This window comes from Faecalibacterium sp. An192 (genome assembly GCF_002160175.1).
Taxonomy (GTDB): domain Bacteria; phylum Bacillota; class Clostridia; order Oscillospirales; family Ruminococcaceae; genus Faecalibacterium.
The window spans coordinates 34298-54337 of record NZ_NFKB01000020.1 but is presented as its reverse complement, the minus strand read 5'-3'; the positions used below and the strand labels follow the sequence as shown (position 1 = coordinate 54337).

The 20040-nt window shown below is 59.0% G+C and carries 12 protein-coding genes and 3 pseudogenes; 6 read left to right on the top strand and 9 right to left on the bottom strand.

Features of this window, described 5'->3' with window-relative positions; genetic code table 11:
• Positions 1–415: 415 nt before the first annotated feature.
• Positions 416–1156, bottom strand: a complete 741-nt coding sequence (treR, locus tag B5F27_RS07965; RefSeq protein WP_087366221.1) for a trehalose operon repressor — start codon at positions 1154–1156, stop codon at positions 416–418.
• Between the two features lie 231 nt (positions 1157–1387).
• Between treR and treP the strand changes: the two genes are divergently transcribed.
• The 3 genes from treP to B5F27_RS07950 all read left to right on the top strand — a co-directional run bounded on the left by treP (position 1388) and on the right by B5F27_RS07950 (position 7088).
• Entirely contained in the window at positions 1388–2803 is a 1416-nt protein-coding gene (gene treP, locus B5F27_RS07960) for a PTS system trehalose-specific EIIBC component (protein WP_087366218.1), read from the top strand.
• A gap of 88 nt (positions 2804–2891) precedes the next feature.
• On the top strand, positions 2892–4526 hold the full coding sequence (treC, locus tag B5F27_RS07955; RefSeq protein WP_087366215.1) for an alpha,alpha-phosphotrehalase: 1635 nt from the start codon (positions 2892–2894) through the stop codon (positions 4524–4526).
• Between the two features lie 798 nt (positions 4527–5324).
• The gene (locus B5F27_RS07950; protein WP_087366212.1) at positions 5325–7088 is read left to right on the top strand and encodes a bifunctional UDP-sugar hydrolase/5'-nucleotidase; all 1764 of its coding nucleotides are present in this window, start codon (positions 5325–5327) and stop codon (positions 7086–7088) included.
• Between the two features lie 672 nt (positions 7089–7760).
• Here B5F27_RS07950 and B5F27_RS07945 read toward each other — a convergent pair.
• Together B5F27_RS07945 and B5F27_RS07940 are read right to left on the bottom strand one after the other, a co-directional pair.
• Positions 7761–8042, bottom strand: a pseudogene (locus B5F27_RS07945) (6-carboxytetrahydropterin synthase); the annotation flags it as partial.
• A 28-nt stretch (positions 8043–8070) separates the two neighbouring features.
• Entirely contained in the window at positions 8071–8478 is a 408-nt protein-coding gene (locus tag B5F27_RS07940) for a transcriptional repressor (RefSeq protein ID WP_087366209.1), read from the bottom strand.
• A gap of 589 nt (positions 8479–9067) precedes the next feature.
• On the opposite strand from B5F27_RS07940, the gene B5F27_RS07930 reads away from it, so the two are divergent.
• Entirely contained in the window at positions 9068–10528 is a 1461-nt protein-coding gene (locus B5F27_RS07930; RefSeq protein ID WP_087366206.1) for a C69 family dipeptidase, read from the top strand.
• 264 nt (positions 10529–10792) lie between these two features.
• On the opposite strand, the gene B5F27_RS07925 is transcribed toward B5F27_RS07930, so the two are convergent.
• From B5F27_RS07925 to B5F27_RS07910, 4 genes and pseudogenes are all read right to left on the bottom strand, one after another.
• The gene (locus B5F27_RS07925) at positions 10793–11149 is read right to left on the bottom strand and encodes a hypothetical protein (protein ID WP_087366203.1); all 357 of its coding nucleotides are present in this window, start codon (positions 11147–11149) and stop codon (positions 10793–10795) included.
• A complete protein-coding gene (locus B5F27_RS07920) occupies positions 11146–11718 on the bottom strand; it encodes a UbiX family flavin prenyltransferase (RefSeq protein WP_087366200.1) in 573 nt (190 codons plus the stop codon). Before B5F27_RS07920 ends, B5F27_RS07925 begins: the two co-directional genes overlap by 4 nt.
• Positions 11711–12631: pseudogene (locus tag B5F27_RS07915) on the bottom strand (UbiD family decarboxylase); the annotation flags it as partial. The pseudogene B5F27_RS07915 and the gene B5F27_RS07920, both read right to left, overlap by 8 nt.
• Positions 12632–12820: 189 nt before the next feature.
• Positions 12821–13429 (bottom strand): PTS transporter subunit EIIC, encoded by a 609-nt coding sequence (locus B5F27_RS07910; protein WP_242962127.1) that lies wholly within the window; start codon positions 13427–13429, stop codon positions 12821–12823.
• 208 nt (positions 13430–13637) lie between these two features.
• Here B5F27_RS07910 and B5F27_RS07905 point away from each other — a divergent pair, with 208 nt between their 5' ends.
• Positions 13638–14372 carry a MurR/RpiR family transcriptional regulator gene (locus tag B5F27_RS07905; protein WP_087366194.1) on the top strand — a complete coding sequence of 245 codons (735 nt, stop codon included), beginning with the start codon at positions 13638–13640 and terminating at the stop codon, positions 14370–14372.
• 476 nt (positions 14373–14848) lie between these two features.
• Positions 14849–15039: pseudogene (gene tnpA, locus B5F27_RS07900) on the top strand (IS200/IS605 family transposase); the annotation flags it as partial.
• Positions 15040–15105: 66 nt separating this feature from the next.
• Here the strand turns inward: tnpA and B5F27_RS07895 are convergent.
• Both B5F27_RS07895 and B5F27_RS07890 read right to left on the bottom strand, forming a co-directional pair.
• Entirely contained in the window at positions 15106–15396 is a 291-nt protein-coding gene (locus B5F27_RS07895) for a RyR domain-containing protein (RefSeq protein WP_087366191.1), read from the bottom strand.
• A 123-nt stretch (positions 15397–15519) separates the two neighbouring features.
• Positions 15520–19953: an AAA family ATPase gene (locus tag B5F27_RS07890; protein WP_087366188.1), complete on the bottom strand. Its 4434-nt coding sequence runs from the start codon at positions 19951–19953 to the stop codon at positions 15520–15522.
• Positions 19954–20040: the final 87 nt, after the last annotated feature.

Sequence of the window (20040 nt, the reverse complement as noted above, 5' to 3'; positions counted from 1 at the left end):
GGGTCCAGGGGTCTCCCCTGGTCGTTAGGGTGGGTAGGGAGTCCAGAGGGCCTAGGGAGGGGGAGTCGAAACCCCCTCCCTGGCCCTCTGGCCCCAGCGGAGCGGAAAAAGAGGGAGAAGAAACAGAGTGTTAAAGGCAGGAGCGGCAAAGTTTTTGCTTATTTATGATCTAAACCCACCCTCCACCCATTTAATGTGTCCCCCTGTCGCTGCGCGACAATTCTCTTGCGCTTAGCCGATTTTTGCGGCGCGCCACGGAGGGCGCTTGCAAAAACCGGAGCGCGGCGCCAGCGGCGGCTCACTGCTTCGTCCACTGGACGCGGTCGCCGCCGTTGCTCCCTTCGGGGGAATAGACCATAAAGCGGTTTCGTTCGCAGGACGCGGTCGGCTTGACTGCCCACCGAAGCGGGCAAAATCACCCTTCGCTCTGACTCTGCCTCCGCCGGGTGGCGGTATCCTCAAAACAGAAATAGGCCGGCTGGTGGCGGGACTGGGTGTACTCGAACAGCAGGCCGTCGGCGTCGAAGGTCAGGCTGGAAACCACCACCACACCGTCGTAGTCGTCCAGGTCCAGCAGGGCCCGGTCCCGGGTGGTGGCGTGGTCCATGGTGACCCGGCGCTTGGTGGTGGTGATGCGGAGTTTTAAGTCTTTTTCGATGTAGTCGTAGATGGAGCCGGCGGCGATCTCGGCGGTGAGGCCCGGGATCATTTCCTGGGAAAAGTAGTTGCAGTCCAGGATCAGGGCCTTGCCGTCCAGATACCGCACCCGCTCGATGGCCCACAAAGGCTCGCCCACCATGAACCCGCTCTGGGAGGCCAGCCGCTCGTCCGCCACGGTGGGCTCAAAGCTCACCACCTTGGTCACCGCCCGCAGGTGGTTGCGGGCCGCGGTCTCCCGGAAACTCTCGATCACCCCGATCCGGAACGCCGTCCGCCCCACCGGCCGGTAAATCACCCGCACCCCTTTGCCCTGGATGGGCTGCAGGTATCCGTCCGACGTCAGGTCCGCCAGGGCCCGGCGCAGGGTGTTGCGGGCGCAGTCGTATTCCTGGATCAGCTCGCTCTCGGCGGGCAGCAGGGTCTGGTAGGGATAATCCAGGGCTTCGATCCGCTGCTTGATGCTGCGGTAGATCCCTTCGTATTTGGCTTTGGGCACCGTAATCAACCTCCTACATGTTCAGATGTTTGACCCTATTATACAGTGAATCCTTCCAAATTGCAAGAGCGCAGTTTGTGCCATGCTCTGAAAATGTCTGGTGTCACGCATATTTTTGCGGGTTTCGATTGACTTTTTTGTCCGGAATGCTATACTTGCTCCAGAACGAAAACCTATTTGAACATGTTCGGACTTTTGAACATGTGGCACCAATCGAAGGAGGATGTTTTCATGGGCAAGTACCAAGAGGACGCAAAAGAGCTGCTGGCGGCCGTCGGCGGCAAAGAGAACATTGCGGCGGTGTCTCACTGCGTCACCCGGATGCGCTTTGTGCTCAACGACCCGGCCAAGGCGGATGTGCCCCGGATCGAGAAAATCAAGTCCGCCAAGGGCACCTTTACCCAGGCGGGCCAGTTCCAGGTCATCATCGGCAACACCGTGTCCGAGTTTTACAATGATTTCGTAGCGGTGTCGGGCATCGAGGGCGTCTCCAAGGAGGCGGTCAAGAGCGCCGCCAAGCAGAACCAGAACCGCCTGCAGAAGGTCATGAGCGCGCTGGCTGAGATCTTCGCCCCCCTGATCCCCGCCATCATCACCGGCGGTCTGATCCTGGGCTTCCGCAACTGCATCGACAGCCTGTACCTGTTCGAGGACGGCACCAAGACCCTGTGCGACATCAGCCAGTTCTGGAGCGGCGTGGACAGCTTCCTGTGGCTGATCGGCGAGGCCGTGTTCCATATGCTGCCGGTGGGCATCTGCTGGTCGGTGACCAAGAAAATGGGCACCACCCAGATCCTGGGCATCATCCTGGGCCTGACCCTGGTGTCCGGCCAGCTGCTCAACGCCTATTCGGTGGCTACCACCGCCGCCGCCGACATCCCCAAGTGGGACTTCGGCTTCATCCAGGTCAACATGATCGGCTACCAGGCCCAGGTGATCCCCGCCGTTCTGGCCGCCTTCACCCTGGTGTATCTGGAAAAGTTCTTCCGCAAAATCTGCCCCGCCGTCATCTCCATGATCGTGGTGCCCTTCTGCAGCCTGGTGCTGGCCGTCATGGCCGCCCACTTCGTCCTGGGCCCCATCGGCTGGACCATCGGCTCCGCCATCTCCTCGGTGGTGTACGCCGGCATTTCCGGCTCCTTCCGGGTGGTGTTCGGCGCCATCTTCGGCTTCATCTATGCGCCGCTGGTTATCACCGGCCTGCACCATATGTCCAACGCCATCGACCTGCAGCTGATCGCTGACTTCGGCGGCACCATGCTGTGGCCCATGATCGCCCTGTCCAACATCGCTCAGGGCTCCGCCGTTCTGGGCGTCATCTACCTCCAGCGCAAGAATGCCGACGCACAGGAAGTCAACGTTCCCGCCTGCATCTCCTGCTACCTGGGCGTCACCGAGCCCGCCATCTTCGGCGTCAACCTGAAGCTGAACTTCCCCTTCCTGTGCGGCATGATTGGCTCGGCCATCGCCGGCGTGGTCTGCACCGCCACCTCCACCACCGCCAATGCCATCGGCGTGGGCGGCCTGCCCGGCATCCTCTCCATCCAGCCCCAGTCCATGCTCAGCTTCGCTCTGTGCATGCTGATCGCTGTGGTGGTGCCCTTCGTCCTCACCGTCATCGTGGGCAAGAAGAAGCACGTGCAGTAATTCCAAAGCCATTTCCGACCCGCTCCCGCGGGCAGACAGGATATATGATAAGAGAGAACATTTCGGCAAGATAAAGAAGGGATACGCGATGGCAAATTTCCAAGATAAAGTGGTGTATCAGATTTACCCCAAGTCCTTTTGCGACACCGACGGCGACGGCCTGGGCGACCTGCCCGGCGTCACCGCCAAACTGGACTACCTGAAAGACCTGGGTGTGGATTACCTGTGGCTGACCCCGTTTTTCCCCTCGCCCCAGCGGGACAACGGCTATGACGTGGCGGACTACCGGGCGGTAGACCCCCGGTTCGGCACCATGGAGGATCTGGAAACCCTCATCCGCGAGGCGGACAAGCGGGGCATCGGACTGATGCTGGACATGGTGTTCAACCACACCTCCACCGACCACGAGTGGTTCCAGAAGGCCCTGGCCGGGGACAAGAAGTATCAGGATTACTACATCTTCAAGGACGGCGCCCCCGACAAAATCCCCACCAACTGGGTGTCCAAGTTCGGCGGGCCGGCCTGGGAATACCTGCCCGGCCTGGGCAAGTGGTACCTGCACCTGTTCGACGTCAGCCAGGCTGACCTGAATTGGGAAAACCCGGCGGTGCGGGCCGAGCTGGCCGGCATCCTGCGGTTCTGGCGGGAGAAGGGGATCAAGGGCTTCCGCTTCGACGTGGTGAACCTGATCTCCAAGCCCGAGGTCTTTGAGGACGATTATGAGGGGGACGGGCGGCGGTTCTACACCGACGGCCGCAACGTCCACCGGTATCTGCAGGAACTGGTGGCCGCCGGCGGCATCGACGGGATGATTACGGTGGGTGAGATGTCCTCCACCAGCCTGGAAAACTGCATCGGCTACACCAACCCCGACCGCCACGAGCTGACCATGAGCTTCAGCTTCCACCACCTGAAGGTGGACTACAAGAACGGGGACAAGTGGTCCCTGATGCCCCCCGACCGGATGGCCCTGAAAAACCTGTTCACCCTCTGGCAGGAGGGGATGCAGGCGGGTCACGGCTGGAACGCCCTTTTCTGGTGCAACCATGACCAGCCCCGGGCGGTGAGCCGCTTCGGCGACGAGGGCAGGTACTGGAAGGAAAGCGCCAAGATGCTGGGCACCGCCACCCACATGATGCGGGGCACCCCCTACATCTACCAGGGCGAGGAAATCGGCATGACCAACGCCCACTACACCTCCATCGGCCAGTACCGGGACGTGGAGAGCCTGAACTATTACCAGATTCTCCAGCAGCAGGGCAAGACCGCCGCCGAGGCCCTGGAGATCCTGGCCCAGCGCAGCCGGGACAACGGCCGCACCCCCATGCAGTGGGACGGCACCGCCCACGCCGGTTTCACCACCGGCACCCCCTGGCTGGGGGAGGCGGACAACTATCCGGCCATCAACGCCGCCGCCCAGGTGAAGGACCCCGACTCGATTTTCAGCTACTACAAACAGCTGGTGGCCCTGCGCAAGCAGGAGCCGGTCATCAGCGGGGGACAGATCCAGTTCCTGTACAAGGACGACCCCGACCTGCTGGCCTATCGCCGGTGGAATGAGGACACCCAGCTCCTGGTGGTCTGCAACCTCACCGGCCATGACGCCCCCGTGACCCTGCCCGAGGGCTGGGCCGACGCCGGCCTGCTGCTGGGGAACTATCCCGACGGCGGCAGCCGCACCAGCCTGCGCCCCTATGAGTGCTGGGTGCTCAAGAAGGGCTGATATTTTCCGACATTTTCACACGCGACCATAGAACGGACCATGAGCAGAAACCGGACCGGTGCACTGAGGCACGGGTCCGGTTTTTGCGTCCTTCACCCAACAAAAAAGTCCCGGCCGGACGACATGTGCGTACGGCCGGGACACCTACAGGGAAATTTGCCGCAGAGAGTGTGCGAGGCCGCAAGGCCGCGTGCGCGGTTCTGCGGCAAATTTTGTCCCCAGGGGCAAACACAGCGACCGCGTCCTGTGGACGAAACAGGGAGCTGTGTTTGGCTGCGCAGCCGAGGCGCTGCCTGCGGCAGAAACAGCCGAGGCGGAGCAGGGGCCGCCGTCCAAATTTTCAAGCGGACTGCGTCCGGCGCAGAAAATTTGGGTAACGGCAACCCGGGGCAGCGCTCCAATTTTCACAAGGGCGCACCTGCGGCCCGCCGGGAAAATTGGCCAAGCGCAAGAGGACAGCGGTCTGCCTTTTGCAAGGGCGCGGCGCCGCCCAAAGGAAAGCAGGGCGCCGCAGCCCGGGGCCGCATCCCGGCTTTGCAGGGGCCCGGCGGGGAAAATCCGGCCCGGACGGCCTCTGCGCCGCGGCCGGGGAGGGGAAGGGCTCAACTTGACTGTTTTTTGGCCAGAGTGTCCAATAACTTTTGAGATATGGTTTGAAAAAAACAGGATTTGACGGTTTAGGTCTTGTTTTAGGTGGGGTTTTATGCTATTGTTATAGTACAGTACTGCGGGGTTTGGATGCCCTGCGGCGCAAAAACCGACACCACAATGCAGTAAACAGACGAGGAGGACATTTCGATGAAAAGCTATATATCCCGTCGTAATTTCCTGAAGGCCGCCGGTGCAGCCACCGGCGCAGCAGCGGCCCTGGGCCTGACTGCGGCCCCCCTGGGTGCAGACGCTTTCTATCCCCTGGTAGCGCCTGACAAGACTCCCATCACCATCCTGTACACCAACGATGTGCACACCTACATCGACAACGAGAGCCCGGATCTGACCTATGCTTCGATCGCTGCCCTGAAGCGGAGCTATGAGGATGCAGACATGGACGTGCTGCTGGTGGATGCCGGCGACCACATCCAGGGCACCGCCTACGGCGCCATGGACAAGGGCGCTTCCATCATCAAGCTGATGAACTCCGCCGGCTATGACCTGGCCACCCTGGGCAACCATGAGTTTGACTATGGCATGGACCGCATCATGACCATCATCAACGAGGAAGCCGATTTCCCCTACGTCAGCTGCAACTTCAAGGACCTGCGCACCGGCCGGAAGGTGCTGCCCTCCATCAAGTATTTCTTCCGCGGCGGCCGGCTGCTGGCCTTCATCGGCGTCACCACCCCCGAGACCATCACCAAGTCCACCCCCGCCTACTTCATGAACGCCGACCAGACCGAGTACATCTACGGCATTGACGGCGGCGACGACGGCAAGGAGCTGTACAAGGCCGTTCAGAAGGCCATCGACGAGGCATGGCTGTACGCCGACTTCGTCATCGGCCTGGGCCACCTGGGCGTGGACGGTTCTTCGTCGCCCTGGACCAGCCGTGAGGTGATCCAGAACACGGTGGGCTTCAACGCCTTCATCGACGGCCACTCCCACACCGAGATGGCCGGCGAGATCGTCCGTGACGCCGAGGGCAACCCGGTGGTCCTGACCCAGACCGGCTGCTACATGGGCAACGTGGGCCGTATGGTCATCAACACCGACCGCGATTTCACCACCGAGCTGATTTCCTCCACCAACCTGAACCCCTTCAACGAGACGCAGATCCTCCAGACCGACTGGATCGCCGCCGTGGACGATATGCTGGGCGAGAAGATCGCTGCCAGCCCGGTGAACTTCTACATCAACGACCCCGTCACCGGCAAGCGCCTGATCCGCAGCCAGGAGACCAACATGGGCGACCTGGTGGCCGACGGCATCTATGCCTACTTCAACGAGATCGAGAAGCTGGACTGCGACATCGCCATCATGAACGGCGGCGGCATCCGTGCCGACGTGCCGGCAGGCGACTGGACCTACATGACCTGCAAGACGGTCAGCCCCTTCGGGAACGTGGCCTGCCTGATGTCGGTGACCGGCGCCCAGATCCAGAACGCCCTGGAGTTCGGCGCCCGGTTTGCGGGTTCGGGCCAGGAGAACGGCGGTTTCCTGCAGGTTGCAGGCGCCACCTATGAGATCCACACCGATCTGCCCAACACCGTCCAGACCGACGACCAGAACGTCTGGACCGGCCCTGCCACCGGCACGCCGCGGGTACAGAACGTCAAGATCTACAACCGCACTACCGGCACTTACGAGCCTCTGGATCCCAACCGCACCTACAACATGGCCGGCATGAACTACACCCTGCGCAGCCTGGGCGATGGCTTCGCCATGTTCGACGGCGCAACCCTGGTGAAGGACTACGTCTCGGAGGATTATCTGGTTCTGTCCAGCTACGCCATGCTGTTTGACGGCACCACCATCACCACCGCCAACAGCCCCCTGGCCGACTATCCCGGCTACCTGCTGGACTACGAGAACCCCTACGGCGCCGGCCGCATCGTCCTTTTCTAAAAGAAAAGGACCAAAAGATTTTCACCTGGTACCGCTGACTGCTGTGGGCTTCACAAGGCCCTGCCGGCGGTGAGGTTTCAGCCTCTTTAGCAGGCTCCCGGCCTGCGGCCCGGTGAGACCAAAGTCTTGTGTAGACTGATTTTCTCGATCGGTACGCACTGAAAAACCTATAAAATACAACAACCCTCGCCTCATCTAGGGGCGGGGGTTGTTTTTGGTTTAGAGCAGCCGAGCCGGGCGTGCCCAGTGGACAAAACGAGGCCCTTTATGGAAAAAGGAAGCTAAAAGTTTTAAGCCCCATGGGGGCGAGCCCGCAGGGCTGGGGGTTCCTTAGATGGGTGGTTGGGTGGGTTTAGATCATAAAAAGGGTAGAGCCTTGCAATTTTAAAGTGTGAGGTTTTACAGCAGTTATAAACCTATTGAACCGCCAGCCCGCTGAGGCGGGCATGTGGTACCAATCGGAACGGCGGGCAAAAGCCGTTAAGAAAAAAACGGGCCGTCTTTTGTAAGCGCTTAAAGTTTTAACGAGCCAAGGCCGTCGTGTTTTTTTAGGCTTTTGCCCAGAGCGACCACTCTATCTGGGTCCAGGGCAGCTTTGGCCCGGCGCGTCCAGTGGACGAAACAGCCGGGCCGAAGCTGGCGCAGCGCTCCGGTTTTTGCAAGCGCCCTCCGCGGCGCGCCGTTGCGGATGCCCTGTTCCTCATAGACCTTCAGGATGGCGGGCAGCAGGGGATCGTCCTGGCGCAGGATCAGGGCGTGGTCAAAGTTTTTCAGCACAGACCAGGCGGTTTTCTGGATTTCGTTGCAGGGGAACACCATGTTGACGCCGGGCTCCACCGTGTCTTCCACTTCGATGGTCAATACGCCGGTGTGGCCGTGGAGATACTGGGCTTCGCCCTTGAACCCATAAAACCGGTGCGCGTACTGCAGATCCAACGTTGTAATGCTTCTCATGTAAAAACCTCCTTGCAATGTGTTTTATTTACAGGTCCGAAGACTTCTGTACAGATTCGGCGCGGCCTTGGCCGCTGTCCTGGGCCGCCCGGCAGCGGGGGCACAGGTACTGGATTTTCAGATCATACCCGTCGATGGCAAAGCCGGTCTGCTGCTCCAGCTGGGCGGTGATGTCCGCCAGGTGGATATCCGCCAGGCTGCCGCACCGGCGGCAGACCAGATGGTCGTGGCGGGTGTTCCGGTCGTACCGGTCGGGACAGCCCTCCACGCTGATTTTGCGGATTTTGCCCTGCTGGCACAGGCTGTTGAGATTGTTGTACACCGTGGCCAGCACCACGCCGGGATATTCCTGCTTGAGGGTGAAAAACACCTGTTCCGCCGTCATATGTGCGTGGGACGAGGAGATGATCTCCAAGATTTTTGATTCATAACGCATAGTCAATCACCAGAAATTAGAATTATTCTAATTCCATTATAGAGAAAAAGTATGACTTGTCAAGGCCGCCGGAAAATTTTCACATCTGGGGCGCTGGGGGTGCCAGGACGTGATCGCCTCCGACGGGATCTGTGACAGAGGCGGGCGGCGCCATGGCCCCGCAGAAATGCGGGCGGGCCGGACAACGCCGCATGAAAAAGAGGCGGGAACTTCTGTTTGAAGCTCCTGCCTCTTGGACTTAGACCGGTTTTGCGCTGTGAAGCAGCGGATACTTAGGGGTTGTTTAAGGATTCGCCGTTGGTGGCGGTGACTTTTTTGTACCAGTAAAAACTGTCTTTCGGGGTGCGCTTGAGGGTGCCGGTGCCGTTTCCGCATGTTCACATCACGGCCGCCCAGCACAGTAGGGCAATCCGCATAAACAGGCCGGAGAAAACAGGGACTGGAAATGGTGCAGCGTCCGTGCTATCATAAATGCGGCAAATAAGAAGAAACAGATTTTTTGTCGATTCTTGGATGCAGGAAGTTTGCTGTGCAGCAAGACGAAGCTGTGCGTAATTGAAACGGATGCAGATGGAAAAGGAGACAATCTATGCCTTGTACAACGATTCTGGTCGGCAGGAAAGCCAGCCATGACGGTTCCACCATCATTGCCCGCAATGATGACGGCGGATTTGAAGCCAAGCGCCTTTTGGCGCACCCGGCCAGGGAGAAGGCTGCTACATATAAAACGGTCATTTCTCACCTGACGGTCGAGCTCCCGGAGAAGGCCATGCGCTACACCGACTGTCCCAACGTGACAAAGACCAACGGGATGTGGCCCGCCTGCGGCATCAATGAGGCCAATGTGGCCATGACCGCCACCGAGACCATCACCAGCAATGCCAGGGTGATTGGCGCAGACCCCTATGTCCGGTATCAGGAAAAGAAGGGGCGCAATACCAAAGCAGTGCCCGGCGGAATTGGGGAAGAGGACCTGGTGACCCTGGTGCTTCCCTACATTCATTCTGCCCGGGAAGGCGTGCTGCGCACCGGCGCACTGCTGGAGCAGTACGGCACCTATGAGCCCAACGGCATGGCCTTTGCAGATGCCGAGGAAGTCTGGTGGCTGGAAACCATCGGCGGCCACCACTGGATTGCCCGGCGTGTGCCGGATGACCGGGTGGTTGTCATGCCCAACCAGTTTGGTCTGGATCACTTTGACTTTTCGGACGCGTACGGGGAGCAGAAGGAAAATCTTTGCTCCAAAGACCTGCAGGCGTTCGTGGAGAAGTACAGCCTGGCGCTGGATACGGGGGCGGGTTTCAATCCGCGGCTGGCCTTCGGTTCCCATTCGGATGCGGACCATATTTACAATACGCCCCGCGCCTGGTTCATGGCCCGGTATTTCCTGCCCCGGACCTATAAGTGGGAAGGAGAAAACGCCGACTTCACCCCGGAAAGCAACGACATCCCCTGGTCCTTTGTGCCGGAGCGCAAGGTGACGGTGGAGGATGTGCGGTATTTGCTGGGCTCCTATTATCAGGGGACGCCCTACAATCCCTACGACAAGACCGCCGCCTGCAAGGGCAGGTATCGCACCATCGGCGTGCCCAACAGCGACGTGTGCGGGATCATGCAGATCCGCGGCGGCCTGCCGGCGGCCATCCAGGGGGTGGAGTGGCTGTCGATGGGGGGCAGCGGCTTTACGGCCTGCTTCCCGGTATACGCGAATGTGACGGAATTTCCCAAGTATCTCAGCGGTACCACCGAAACGGTTTCCACAAACAGCATGTACTGGCACAGCCGGCTGATTGCGGCGCTGACCGATGCCCATTTCGGGGATGCTTTGCTGCTGGATGAGCGGTATGTGAATGCCGTGATGAACCGCGGGCAGCAGTTCCTGTACGAGTACGATGAGAAAATCCGGCAGGGGGAGCCTGTTGAAATCCTGGAGGAAGCCAACCGCAGGATTGCCGATATGGTCCGGGAAGAGTCGGACAAGGCCCTTGGCCAGATTCTCAAAAATGCCTCCGAGCACATGAAGATCCGGTATCACAGAGGAGACAACTGATGAGACCACCGGGGCGCGGCTGTTTGGCATCTGCGCCTCGTGTTTGATCCGTCCCCGAAAAACCTGAAAACGACAAAAGCCCTGCGGTGTCTGAGGCACGCCGCAGGGCTTTTTGTATTTGTTTTCTCCGTTCATCCGGGCCGGTCATAGGGTTTCAGTCTCCTCTGCCAAATCTGCGGCGGTGAAACCGAAGAGATAGGTCGGTGCCATTCCGAGGATCCGACGCAGTCGGTCGGCAAACCAGACAAAAAACGCTGGAATCTTTTAGGACGTTGCGGCCAGCGCTTCCAGCGCCTGGTGCAGCAGGTGTTCCGTCGCCTGGACCACCTGGTCGATCCCGGCGCGGTCCAGATGGTCGTAATGGATTCCCGCCAGCACCACCGCCGGACGGTACCCGGCGGCGGCCAGAGCCCCGGCCCACCGGGCCGAGACCACGCCGTCCCTGTGGGCCGGGAACTGGGTGGTTGAGACCTTCCCGTCCGGCCCGGCGATGCTGACCGCCCCGATATGCGGGCGGGTGCCGCCGTAAATTTCGGCCCGCATCCCGCCGTCCAGGGGCTGGAGACGGGCTGTCAGCGGCGCGCCCAGGACGGTGCAGGCAAAACAAAACTCGGAACTCATGGCATACCCTCCCATTCCGGCAAATCCCGCTCCAGGTCAAACTGGGAGAGAATCCGTGCTGCGGTGAGGCAGACCATTTCCTGCAGGGTGGCGGGATGGTTGTAGTAGGTCTGCATGGGGGGCAGGATGACGGCCCCCAGCTGGCTGGCCTCGTAGAGATTCCGCAGGTGAAGGGTGGAAAGCGGGGATTCCCGCGCCGCCAGCACCAGCCTGCGGCGCTCTTTGAGGCAGACGTCGGCGGCCCGCAGCAGCAGATTGTCGCTGTAGCCGGAGACAATGCCCGCCACGGTTTTCATGCTGCAGGGACAGACAATCATCCCCATGGTTTTGCAGCTGCCGCTGGCGATGGAGGCGCCGATGTCGCCGTTGTCGTGGTATACAGGCGCCAGCTGTTTCAGATCGTCCAGCGTCATGCCGCACTCCTGCCGGAGGGTCAGTTCCGCCCCGCGGGTGACCACCAGATGGGTTTCCACCTCCGGGCAGAGGGACAGTTGGCGCAGCAGTTCCACCGTCAGCGGCGCGCCGGATGCCCCGCTCATCCCGACAATCAAACGCTGTTTCTTACCCATGCAGCCACTTCTCCGGGTCTACTTCCAGGAAAGACGCCCGGTGGAAGCGGCTTTTCTGGTCAAAGGGGACGGTGCAGTCAAAAATGGTCTTGCAGCTGCACCCGATATCCCGGATGGCGGGGCTGCAGGCCGGGTTGGAGCTGGGGTCCAGGGGATGGCAGCGGACACCCGGGATGGTGATGATGTCCACGTCGCCCTGGAACCGGGTATTCATGGCCCAAAGGACATCGTTGGTGTCGAAGATGTCCACATCCTCGTCCACCAGAATCACATGTTTCAGCTCAGGGAACGCCGAGAACGCCAGCAGGGCGGCCTGGCGCTGTTTGCCCTCGTCGGTATGGACCGTCTTTCTGCACTGGAGAACGGCCATGTATTTGCCGCCGCCGGACCGGTGGGCGTAGCAGTTCAGAACCTTGCCGGGCAGGGCTTTGTCGATCATGCCCAGGATGCTGGCCTCGGTGGGGATGCCCGCCATGTTGACGTGCTCTTCCGACGGGCCGATGCAGGTCTGCATGATGGGGTTTCTGCGGTGGGTCACCGCTTTGACCTTGAGCAGCCAGCATTCGTGGCTGGCGGGGCCGTTGTAGCCCGGAAATTCCGGCATGGCAAAGCCGGTGCGGGTGTTCTGGTCCTCCACCACATGGTTGCTGCCGGGCAGGATTTCGCCCTCGAGGATGTATTCGGCGTTGGCGATGGCGTGTTCCTTCACGGTCAGACAGGGGACCAGCTCCACCGGACGCTGGCGCAGGGCGCCCGCAATGGACAATTCATTGAAGCCCAGAGGGGTGGTGGGAGGCTCGAAGCAGGCGGTCACCTCGATGGCGGGGTCCACCCCGATGGAGACCGAGATGGGCAGCGGCTGTCCCAGTTCGGTGGCCCGCTCGGCCATGGCGCCGATGTGGCGGCTGCCGGGTCCACTTCCACCCGGGTCTCCACCAGCTGGCCCGGGGTCTGGCGCAAAACCTCCAGGGCTGTGCGCAAATCCAAAATTTCGGTGCGATGATCCATAGATATCTTTTTCCTTTCCAGGTGAGCGGTTTCCCTCCGTCAGGTGCGCGTCAGCGCCCTGTGCAGCGGGGGAGGTTTTCGGTGATGCAGGCCCTTATTCTGCGCAGATTCGGTCGATCCAGCCAAACAGATAGATTTTGGTGCGCAGAGCGCCCATCACAGCGCCGCCCACTGCGCCGGAAAGAATGTTGATGACATAAGGCTTTTTCAATGGGATCAGGATGGAGTACATCAGCGGCTCGCCGACGCCGCATACCTGGGAGATGAAGGAGGGCAGCGCCAGATCCCGCACTTTTTTGCTGCGGGTGCGCAGAGTGATGCACAGGCCCTGCGCCACGCCGATCATGGGGCCGATGCCGCCGGAAGCCATGATGTAGTCAAAGCCGTTGATTCCGATGTTGGACAGGGCCAGCGAGATGATGACCCAGTGCAGGCCAAACATAACCAGCACGCCGAAGCCGCCGCCGACCAGTGCGCCTGCAAGAATGCCGCCGACGATGCCCCACTCATACAGGGCCTTGACCACCATAAAGATGGCGCCGCAGATGCCCTGCGAGACAGGGCCGATCACAATGTAGGTCAGGGGAACGGTAATTACCAGCACCAGCACCGGGGTCAGGATGCCGCGGATGGCCTCCGGCAGGCTCTGCTTGAAGGCTTTTTCCAGTTTGGAGGCCAGATTGTAAATATAAGTTTTATACAAAGATCTCCCGCGTTTTTTGACAATCTGCTGGGTTTTTGTCGCTTTTATGTGATTCATGGGCCGCCGGCAAGGGGGGCCATGGACGCCCAACGCCTTTCTGCAAGATGATTGAATAAAACTTTTATTCAGAAGCGGCCGCGGGATTGTATTTTCCGGAATTTCTGTTAAACTGATACAGAGAGAATCATTTGGGGAGGGAGAAGGTATTATGAACCCGCTGCAGCGTATGGAACTGCACAAATCGGAATTCACCCAGAACGATCAAATCATCTACGATCGGATCATGCAGAACCCCTCCGGCATCACCCATATGTCCACCAGTACCTTTGCCGAGCTGTGCGGAGTTTCCCAGCCGGCGCTGTCCCGTTTTGTGAAGGGACTGGGGTATGCCCGGTACCAGGATTTCCGCGCCGACCTGATCAAGATGGTGGCCCAGCAGACGGAACAGTCTGAGCGCGGGCAGGAACACCTGTTTTATTTCAGCCAGCTGTATCAGCTGCTTCATGAAGCGGAACAGCTTCTGACCGCCGACTATCTCCGGGAACTGGGCGTGTACATGGGCCAATTTCCCCGTATCTTTGCAAGCGGCATCGGCAAGAGCCGCCATGCGGCTGAGCTGCTGGAAATCCTGATGCGCAAGCATCGCCGTTTTGCCCAGGCGGTCAGCCGGGACGCCCTGAACGAGCTTGCAGACTATATGGAATCGGACGATCTTCTCATGATTTTTTCTGTCAGCGGCGGCGAACATATCATGAAAGAGGCTCTGCAGACCAACGGGAAGGTGATGCTGGTGACCGCCCGCCCGGATCCCCGCTACGCAGACCAGGTGGATAAGCTGGTATTGCTGCCTTTCCTCTCGGCAGACCCGGAGGCGGACTCGATTTCCCCCGTACTGTTTGATATCTTTGTGGAACTGCTGGTGAACTATCTGCCGCCAGTGTGAGAAGCAGGGGAAGGGGCATATCCGGGACACTTTGCATCCCAGGCCCCAAAGAGGGAAAACCGGCTGCGCCGTCCTGCCGCTGCCGGTATATCTGGAGGCGGCGGCCCCGGGCCGGCCGGTGGAAAACCGCCGGACCGGCGCGGCCGGGCTGCAGGGAAGCGTCCGGACGGTGGAAGTCCGGGGCCCCATGGGAACGCAGGTGCAGGTATCCTGTGGCCTGCTGCCCGGCGGGACTTGTCAAGTCCCTTGTGGGGCATTCCCAGGATATGGACACCTAAAGTGTGGTCGGACAAAAAGAAAACAGCCCAGAAACGCAAGTTTCTAGGCTGTTTTTGGTGGTGGACTACAAAACCACAAGCTATGCTTGTGGACGAGTATAGCACGAGCGTTGATACGATGAAAAAAGAATCTTCTTTTGCTAAAATGAAAGCGGGTAACGCCAACCGCACCAACAAGCAAAAGGAGGTTCATCCAATATGGACGAAAAAAGTTTATCACATACGTTTGGAATTACAAATACCACATTGTACTTGTGCCCAAGTATTGCAGAAAAGTGATTTACGGAAAGCTAAGAAAGGATATCGGGAAAATACTGCGGATGCTCTGCGATTACAAACACGTGGAAATAGTTGAAGCACATGCAATGAAAGAACATATTCACATTTTGTGAAATGACTGCAACCAGACCTGGCGCATCAGCTCGGCAGCAGCCTTTTGTCATCTAAAAACAGCGTTATACTTTGATGATTTTGTACCCGAGCTTATGGATGAGCTTGAGGGTTTGCAGAGCGGTATTCCGGTCGTACTGCTTTTCCGATTCCGGAAGTTGGTCATAGGGAACCAGCAGAGGGGTGGTTTTTTGATCGGGATTGACTTTTCCAGGAGCATACTGCCAGCCTTCCTGCATGCGGCCGATGGCCCAGGTATCATGAACCGATGCAGCAAGCTGCTCGGTGAGCGCAAGAAGTTCCGGACTGAGGATAACGTCTGAAGTGTCCACAGGAGCGGGATGGTAGGTTTCCATAGCAAATTCTCCTTTCAGAATACAGAGGAATGATAAAACCATTATAGCAAAATTCTATGGGCTTTGCCACCGGTTGAGGACACAGGATGCACAAGCGGGCTCCCAGAGAGGAAAACATTACCCTTATTCGCCGTCTTTTGGACGCCAGTCCTGCCGGATTTGCAACATTTGCACCGAGCATGTATTGGAAAAGAGGGTGAGCTGCCCGTCTGCAAAGCGAGCGTCCAGGATGGGGCCGTGATGCTTGTATGCGGCCAGAATCCGGGCATTTGCTGCGTCCAGAAGAAAGACAGAGTTCAAGAGCCGGGATACCAGAAGATAGTGTGCCTGGCCCAGATCGATCAGCACGCTGGAACTGTCGTTTTTTTCTTGGAGAAAACGGTCAAAAGGCAAAGCAGATAGGTCTTCCTGCTTTAAGCTGAGCCGGAGATCCAAAAGCGGGGATTCCACCACACGGGAGCGGCCCTGCTGCAAAAGGGTCAGGGTGCCTGTGACCCAGTTGAGGATGACGGTGAGAGTGCTGCAACGGTAGACGCCGGGCGTAGAGAAGCCGAGGCGGACCGCCTCCGGCTCGGTCAGCAGGGACAGCATGTCTGAGAGAATTTCATCCGGCGGGGTATCGGTATGGCGTATCATGAACAGAAAAGAAGCCAGGCGAAGGACCGGTACCAGAGGGGTATTGGTACGGGACAGGTTGAGACGGCGCCGCCGCGCCAGAGAAACAGTGATAGGAGACCGATTTGGCACAGAGATGGTGAGGCTGGCGCTGTCATCGGAAAAAGAGGCGCGGCAGTCGAGAAAGGGAGGAAGCTTTGCCCGCAGCCGTGGCCGGCCGGAGGACAGATGGTATACGGTCAGATAACTGCTGCCCTGCACCAGGAGAAACTGTTCGTCCGAAGAAAAATACATTTTCTGCAAATGTCTGTTAAGGGTTTGACCCAGTGGGCGCAGTTCCAGCCGTGGCCGGCCGTTGGGGTGATAAACCAAGATGCACCCAGCCCGCTCATAGGCGACCGCATAGCTTCCACTAGGGCCGGTGCACCGGAGACTGGCAGAGACGGGAGAAGACGCAGAGGAGCTGCCGTCCAGCAGCGTAAGTACAAAGGAAAAGGAACTATCCTGCCCGGGAAGTCGGGAGAGCCAGGGATGGGTGATGCAGGCGGCCAGGAATAATTGCTTCAGGGGAAGAGTTACTTGCAGATAAAACTGATGATGAACGGCGAAAAAATAGGAATGGAACATTGCACCGAGCAGATGTGTGGAAGAGCGGAACTGCCATGCGAAGGGATCAACAGCAAAGGAAGAGACTTCCTGTGAAACCGGGGCAAAGTCCTGCTTTTTGAACAGGAACATGCCTTGTTCGGTCAGGACCGATAAGGTTTCATCCGGATGGACCCAGGACAGCTGAATGGGGTCAGAAAAAGGCATTTGATAAAAGCGTCTCTGGGGCAGATCCAGCCAGAGCAGCAGGGAGGAATAGCCATAGACGATAGACCGCAGACCGCTCAACTGGCAGCGCAGTTTTTGCGGGTCCGGAGGGAGAAACCATTGCCGTGTTTTTGGTGAGTCTGGATGGATCACGATGGCACCCTGAGGCAGCGTCGGAGGAAGCTCATCGAACCGGAAAGACACGGGGGTAACGATAAAGGATGTGGACTCCGGGTCAGGATAAGGCAGAAGACGGTAAGGCATCGAGGAAAGGAAGAGAATGGAACGGAAGGCGAAGGCGGCGCGCATCGATGCCTGCAGAGGGCTGTCCTGGACGGGCTGGCCGTCGGCGATAGAAAATAAATCGGGTGATCGGACGGGGTTGAGGACAATCACAAATTGAGAGGAGAATACAATGGGCGCTGTTGAAAAACGTGTCTTGATGGAATAGAGCAGCTGTCCATCGGTGAGATGATAGGCCATCAGCGTGGTGTCATCTGTTGCGAGCAAAAACAGGAGCTCCAGCTGTGGATCACAATAAAATCCATGGAGGAGAGGAGAGTCCAGGGAACCATCCAGATGATAAAGGAGCTGGACAGAGTTTGCCTCCAGCTGGTAGACATAAACGGAAGCCCCGTATGCCAGCACAAACAAATCGGACCGCGGCCATACGGCCTGCTGATGCAGAAGAGAATCGCTTGCGTGCAGGGAGAGGTGGAGGTATTCGGTCTGGCTGTCCAACTGGTAGAAAAAGACATCAGGCCCCGCCCAGACGGCATACTGAGCCCCGCTGGGCGACCAGATGAGGGGAACGTTTTTTCGAAAGGGAAAGGGCAGGCCATTGCCATTTGGATGGGCAGAAACCAGCCGCAGCGGCAGCTCGGGAGCCTGCTGGAGACCGGCTGCATCCGCGCAGAGGGGGAAAGCGTCTCGATAGCATTGCAGCATAGTCTGGTTCTGTTGCAGACAGGCCAGCAGAGCATCCCGGCTGTGCTGGCCGTTGCTTTTCAGCCAGAGCAGGTCATCGATCATGTGTTCCAGCTCGCCCAGCTGGACGGAGGCATCCGCGAAATCCGGTTGGTAGAGCCGGGCAAGGGCATCGAGATCCCGGGTGCGGCGCAGGAGGGATGGGAGATTAAACACCTTGCCAGTGCGGACCAGCCGTTCCCCGGCATCCAGATAGACAGGCAGCTGGGTGTAATAGCGGATCAGAAAGGTTTGCGCCTGGGTATAGCAAGCGGCAAACAGATCCTGGATAGCCTGGGCGAATACAGCATGGAAGCAGCGCACCGTCAGGATTCCGTGGAAAGGAACCAGCTGCAAAGCGCCATCCAGGTCCCAGAACAACCGGGACCAGACCACGAAGGGAAGGCGGTTGTGGGCGATGTCGTAACGGTCCTCCATCGCAAAGGCAACGCGCACCTGAGGAATTTGCAGCAGAACCGTTTGCAGATCCTCTTCAGCGAGGCCGTAAGGTGATGCGACGATGGTACTCAGAGCATATTGCACCAGAGTCTCATCGTGGCCGAGCTGCCGGTACATGCTGTGAATGACCTGAATGGCAGCTTGTTTCAAATCCGGCGGCGGCGCTTCCGGCTGTGTGCCGGAACGCCAGTGACTACACAAAATCGCCAGGAATTGCAGATAGAGGGGACTGCAAGGTTGGGAAAATGCGGTGCTGCGCAGGAATGCAAGCTGCTGCGCGTCCAGACAGCGGCCGCGCTGGGCCAGCAGCCGGAGGAAAATTTCTTCGCGGTCGGCCGTTTCGAGGTCATCCAGTGGAAGAATGCGGACCTGGGGGCAAAGACGCTGGGCCAGAGAGTGGTCAGTGGTGGAGAAAAGTACCTGGACCTGGGGCGGCAGTGTTTCAGGCAGCAGAGCTGTATGGAGAAGGCCAATGTCCTGAAACATTTCTGCGGCGTCGATCAGAACGACGCAGTGCTGATCGGCGGGAATCTGTTTCAGCAGATGACTGAACTGAAGGCCCAGCCTGCGATAGGTCAGAGGTTCTTTGATCTGTAGCCCGTATCGCTGTGAGATCTCGTCACTGAGCTGCTGCACACCGTCGAGAATCCGGTAGGAATGCTGTTCCAAACCGTAGAACAAGAAAAACAGGTCATCCGGATGGGGAAAATGCAGTGCCGCTTCCATCAGCAGCGCACTTTTTCCGCTGCCGGATGCGCCCAGAAGACACAGGGGCCGGCTGCCTGGACGCTGCAACTCTTGGGCCAAAAGGTCCAGTTCCCGGCTGCGGCCATAGAAGGGCGCGTGGAAGGTATGCAGCAGTTCCTGAGAGGCCTGATGCAGGGAAAGGCGTTTCATCTGGGTTTCGATGCGCTGCATCTCCGCCAGAATCCGTTTGCTGAGGCTTTGGATGGCCCAGTCCACAAACTGCTGCTGGTACGCCGGACCCACGGTGAGCTCGGTGAGGGCATCGCTCTGCCCGTCAGCGGATAGCCGCTGGCGAACCTGGTTGCGCAGACGGGCGACAGAATCCGGAATCGGTACGCCCGTTTCGGTGCGGAAAAAAGCGAGGGTGTGGCCCTGCCGGGAAGAAGCGTGCAGCAGGCCGTGCCAGATTTCAAGTTCGGTGGCTGATGCCATAAAAGGTTCGCCTGCTGCCGGCGGTATAGCCTGCTGCAGCCGCTGCAACAGGGCGCGAAGTTTGTCCTCCTCCTGCTGCCAGCGCGCATCCTCCAGCCATGGACCGTTCCGGGGCCGCAAACAGTATTCGCCGCCGATCTGGTTTTGATCCAGGACGTACCACTGCCCTAGAAATTCCTGCTCTGCGGGTGCTGCCGCCTCCCAGAGGCTTTGAAACTGCCGGGGAGAAATGTGTGCGGGCAGCGGAATCCAGCCGTACTGGCTGCCGATCATCAGGAGAAAGTTTGGCCGCGGAGAAACTTGCAGACAGCGGTCCACCTCTTTCAAACAGATATCCATGGTGCGCTGGTCCAGGGCCGACTGGGTGGTAACGCCCCAGCGCAGGTCAATGAGCTGAAAATGATAGCCGTATGCGGCACAAAGCCGCTCCAGTGCAGGCTGAACCTGTTGAGTCAGGAGATTTCTTTCCTCCATGAAATCCCGGAAAGTGGAGCTGATAAAGAGGCGGAACGTTCTGTTTTCCATGGCGTGATTCTCCTTGACGGTCAGAAAAAATCCGAGATGAGCTTTTGGGGCGGTCGAACAAATTTTGCCTGGATTCTTGCAGGACAA

Excerpts from the sequence above, each read along its gene's own strand:
- treP (WP_087366218.1), top strand. The coding sequence starts at position 1,388 with ATGGGCAAGTACCAAGAGGACGCAAAAGAGCTGCTGGCGGCCGTCGGC.
- treC (WP_087366215.1), top strand. The coding sequence starts at position 2,892 with ATGGCAAATTTCCAAGATAAAGTGGTGTATCAGATTTACCCCAAGTCC.
- B5F27_RS07950 (WP_087366212.1), top strand. The coding sequence starts at position 5,325 with ATGAAAAGCTATATATCCCGTCGTAATTTCCTGAAGGCCGCCGGTGCA.
- B5F27_RS07940 (WP_087366209.1), bottom strand. The coding sequence starts at position 8,478 with ATGCGTTATGAATCAAAAATCTTGGAGATCATCTCCTCGTCCCACGCA.
- B5F27_RS07930 (WP_087366206.1), top strand. The coding sequence starts at position 9,068 with ATGCCTTGTACAACGATTCTGGTCGGCAGGAAAGCCAGCCATGACGGT.
- B5F27_RS07925 (WP_087366203.1), bottom strand. The coding sequence starts at position 11,149 with ATGAGTTCCGAGTTTTGTTTTGCCTGCACCGTCCTGGGCGCGCCGCTG.
- B5F27_RS07920 (WP_087366200.1), bottom strand. The coding sequence starts at position 11,718 with ATGGGTAAGAAACAGCGTTTGATTGTCGGGATGAGCGGGGCATCCGGC.
- B5F27_RS07905 (WP_087366194.1), top strand. The coding sequence starts at position 13,638 with ATGAACCCGCTGCAGCGTATGGAACTGCACAAATCGGAATTCACCCAG.
- B5F27_RS07895 (WP_087366191.1), bottom strand. The coding sequence starts at position 15,396 with ATGGAAACCTACCATCCCGCTCCTGTGGACACTTCAGACGTTATCCTC.
- B5F27_RS07890 (WP_087366188.1), bottom strand. The coding sequence starts at position 19,953 with ATGGAAAACAGAACGTTCCGCCTCTTTATCAGCTCCACTTTCCGGGAT.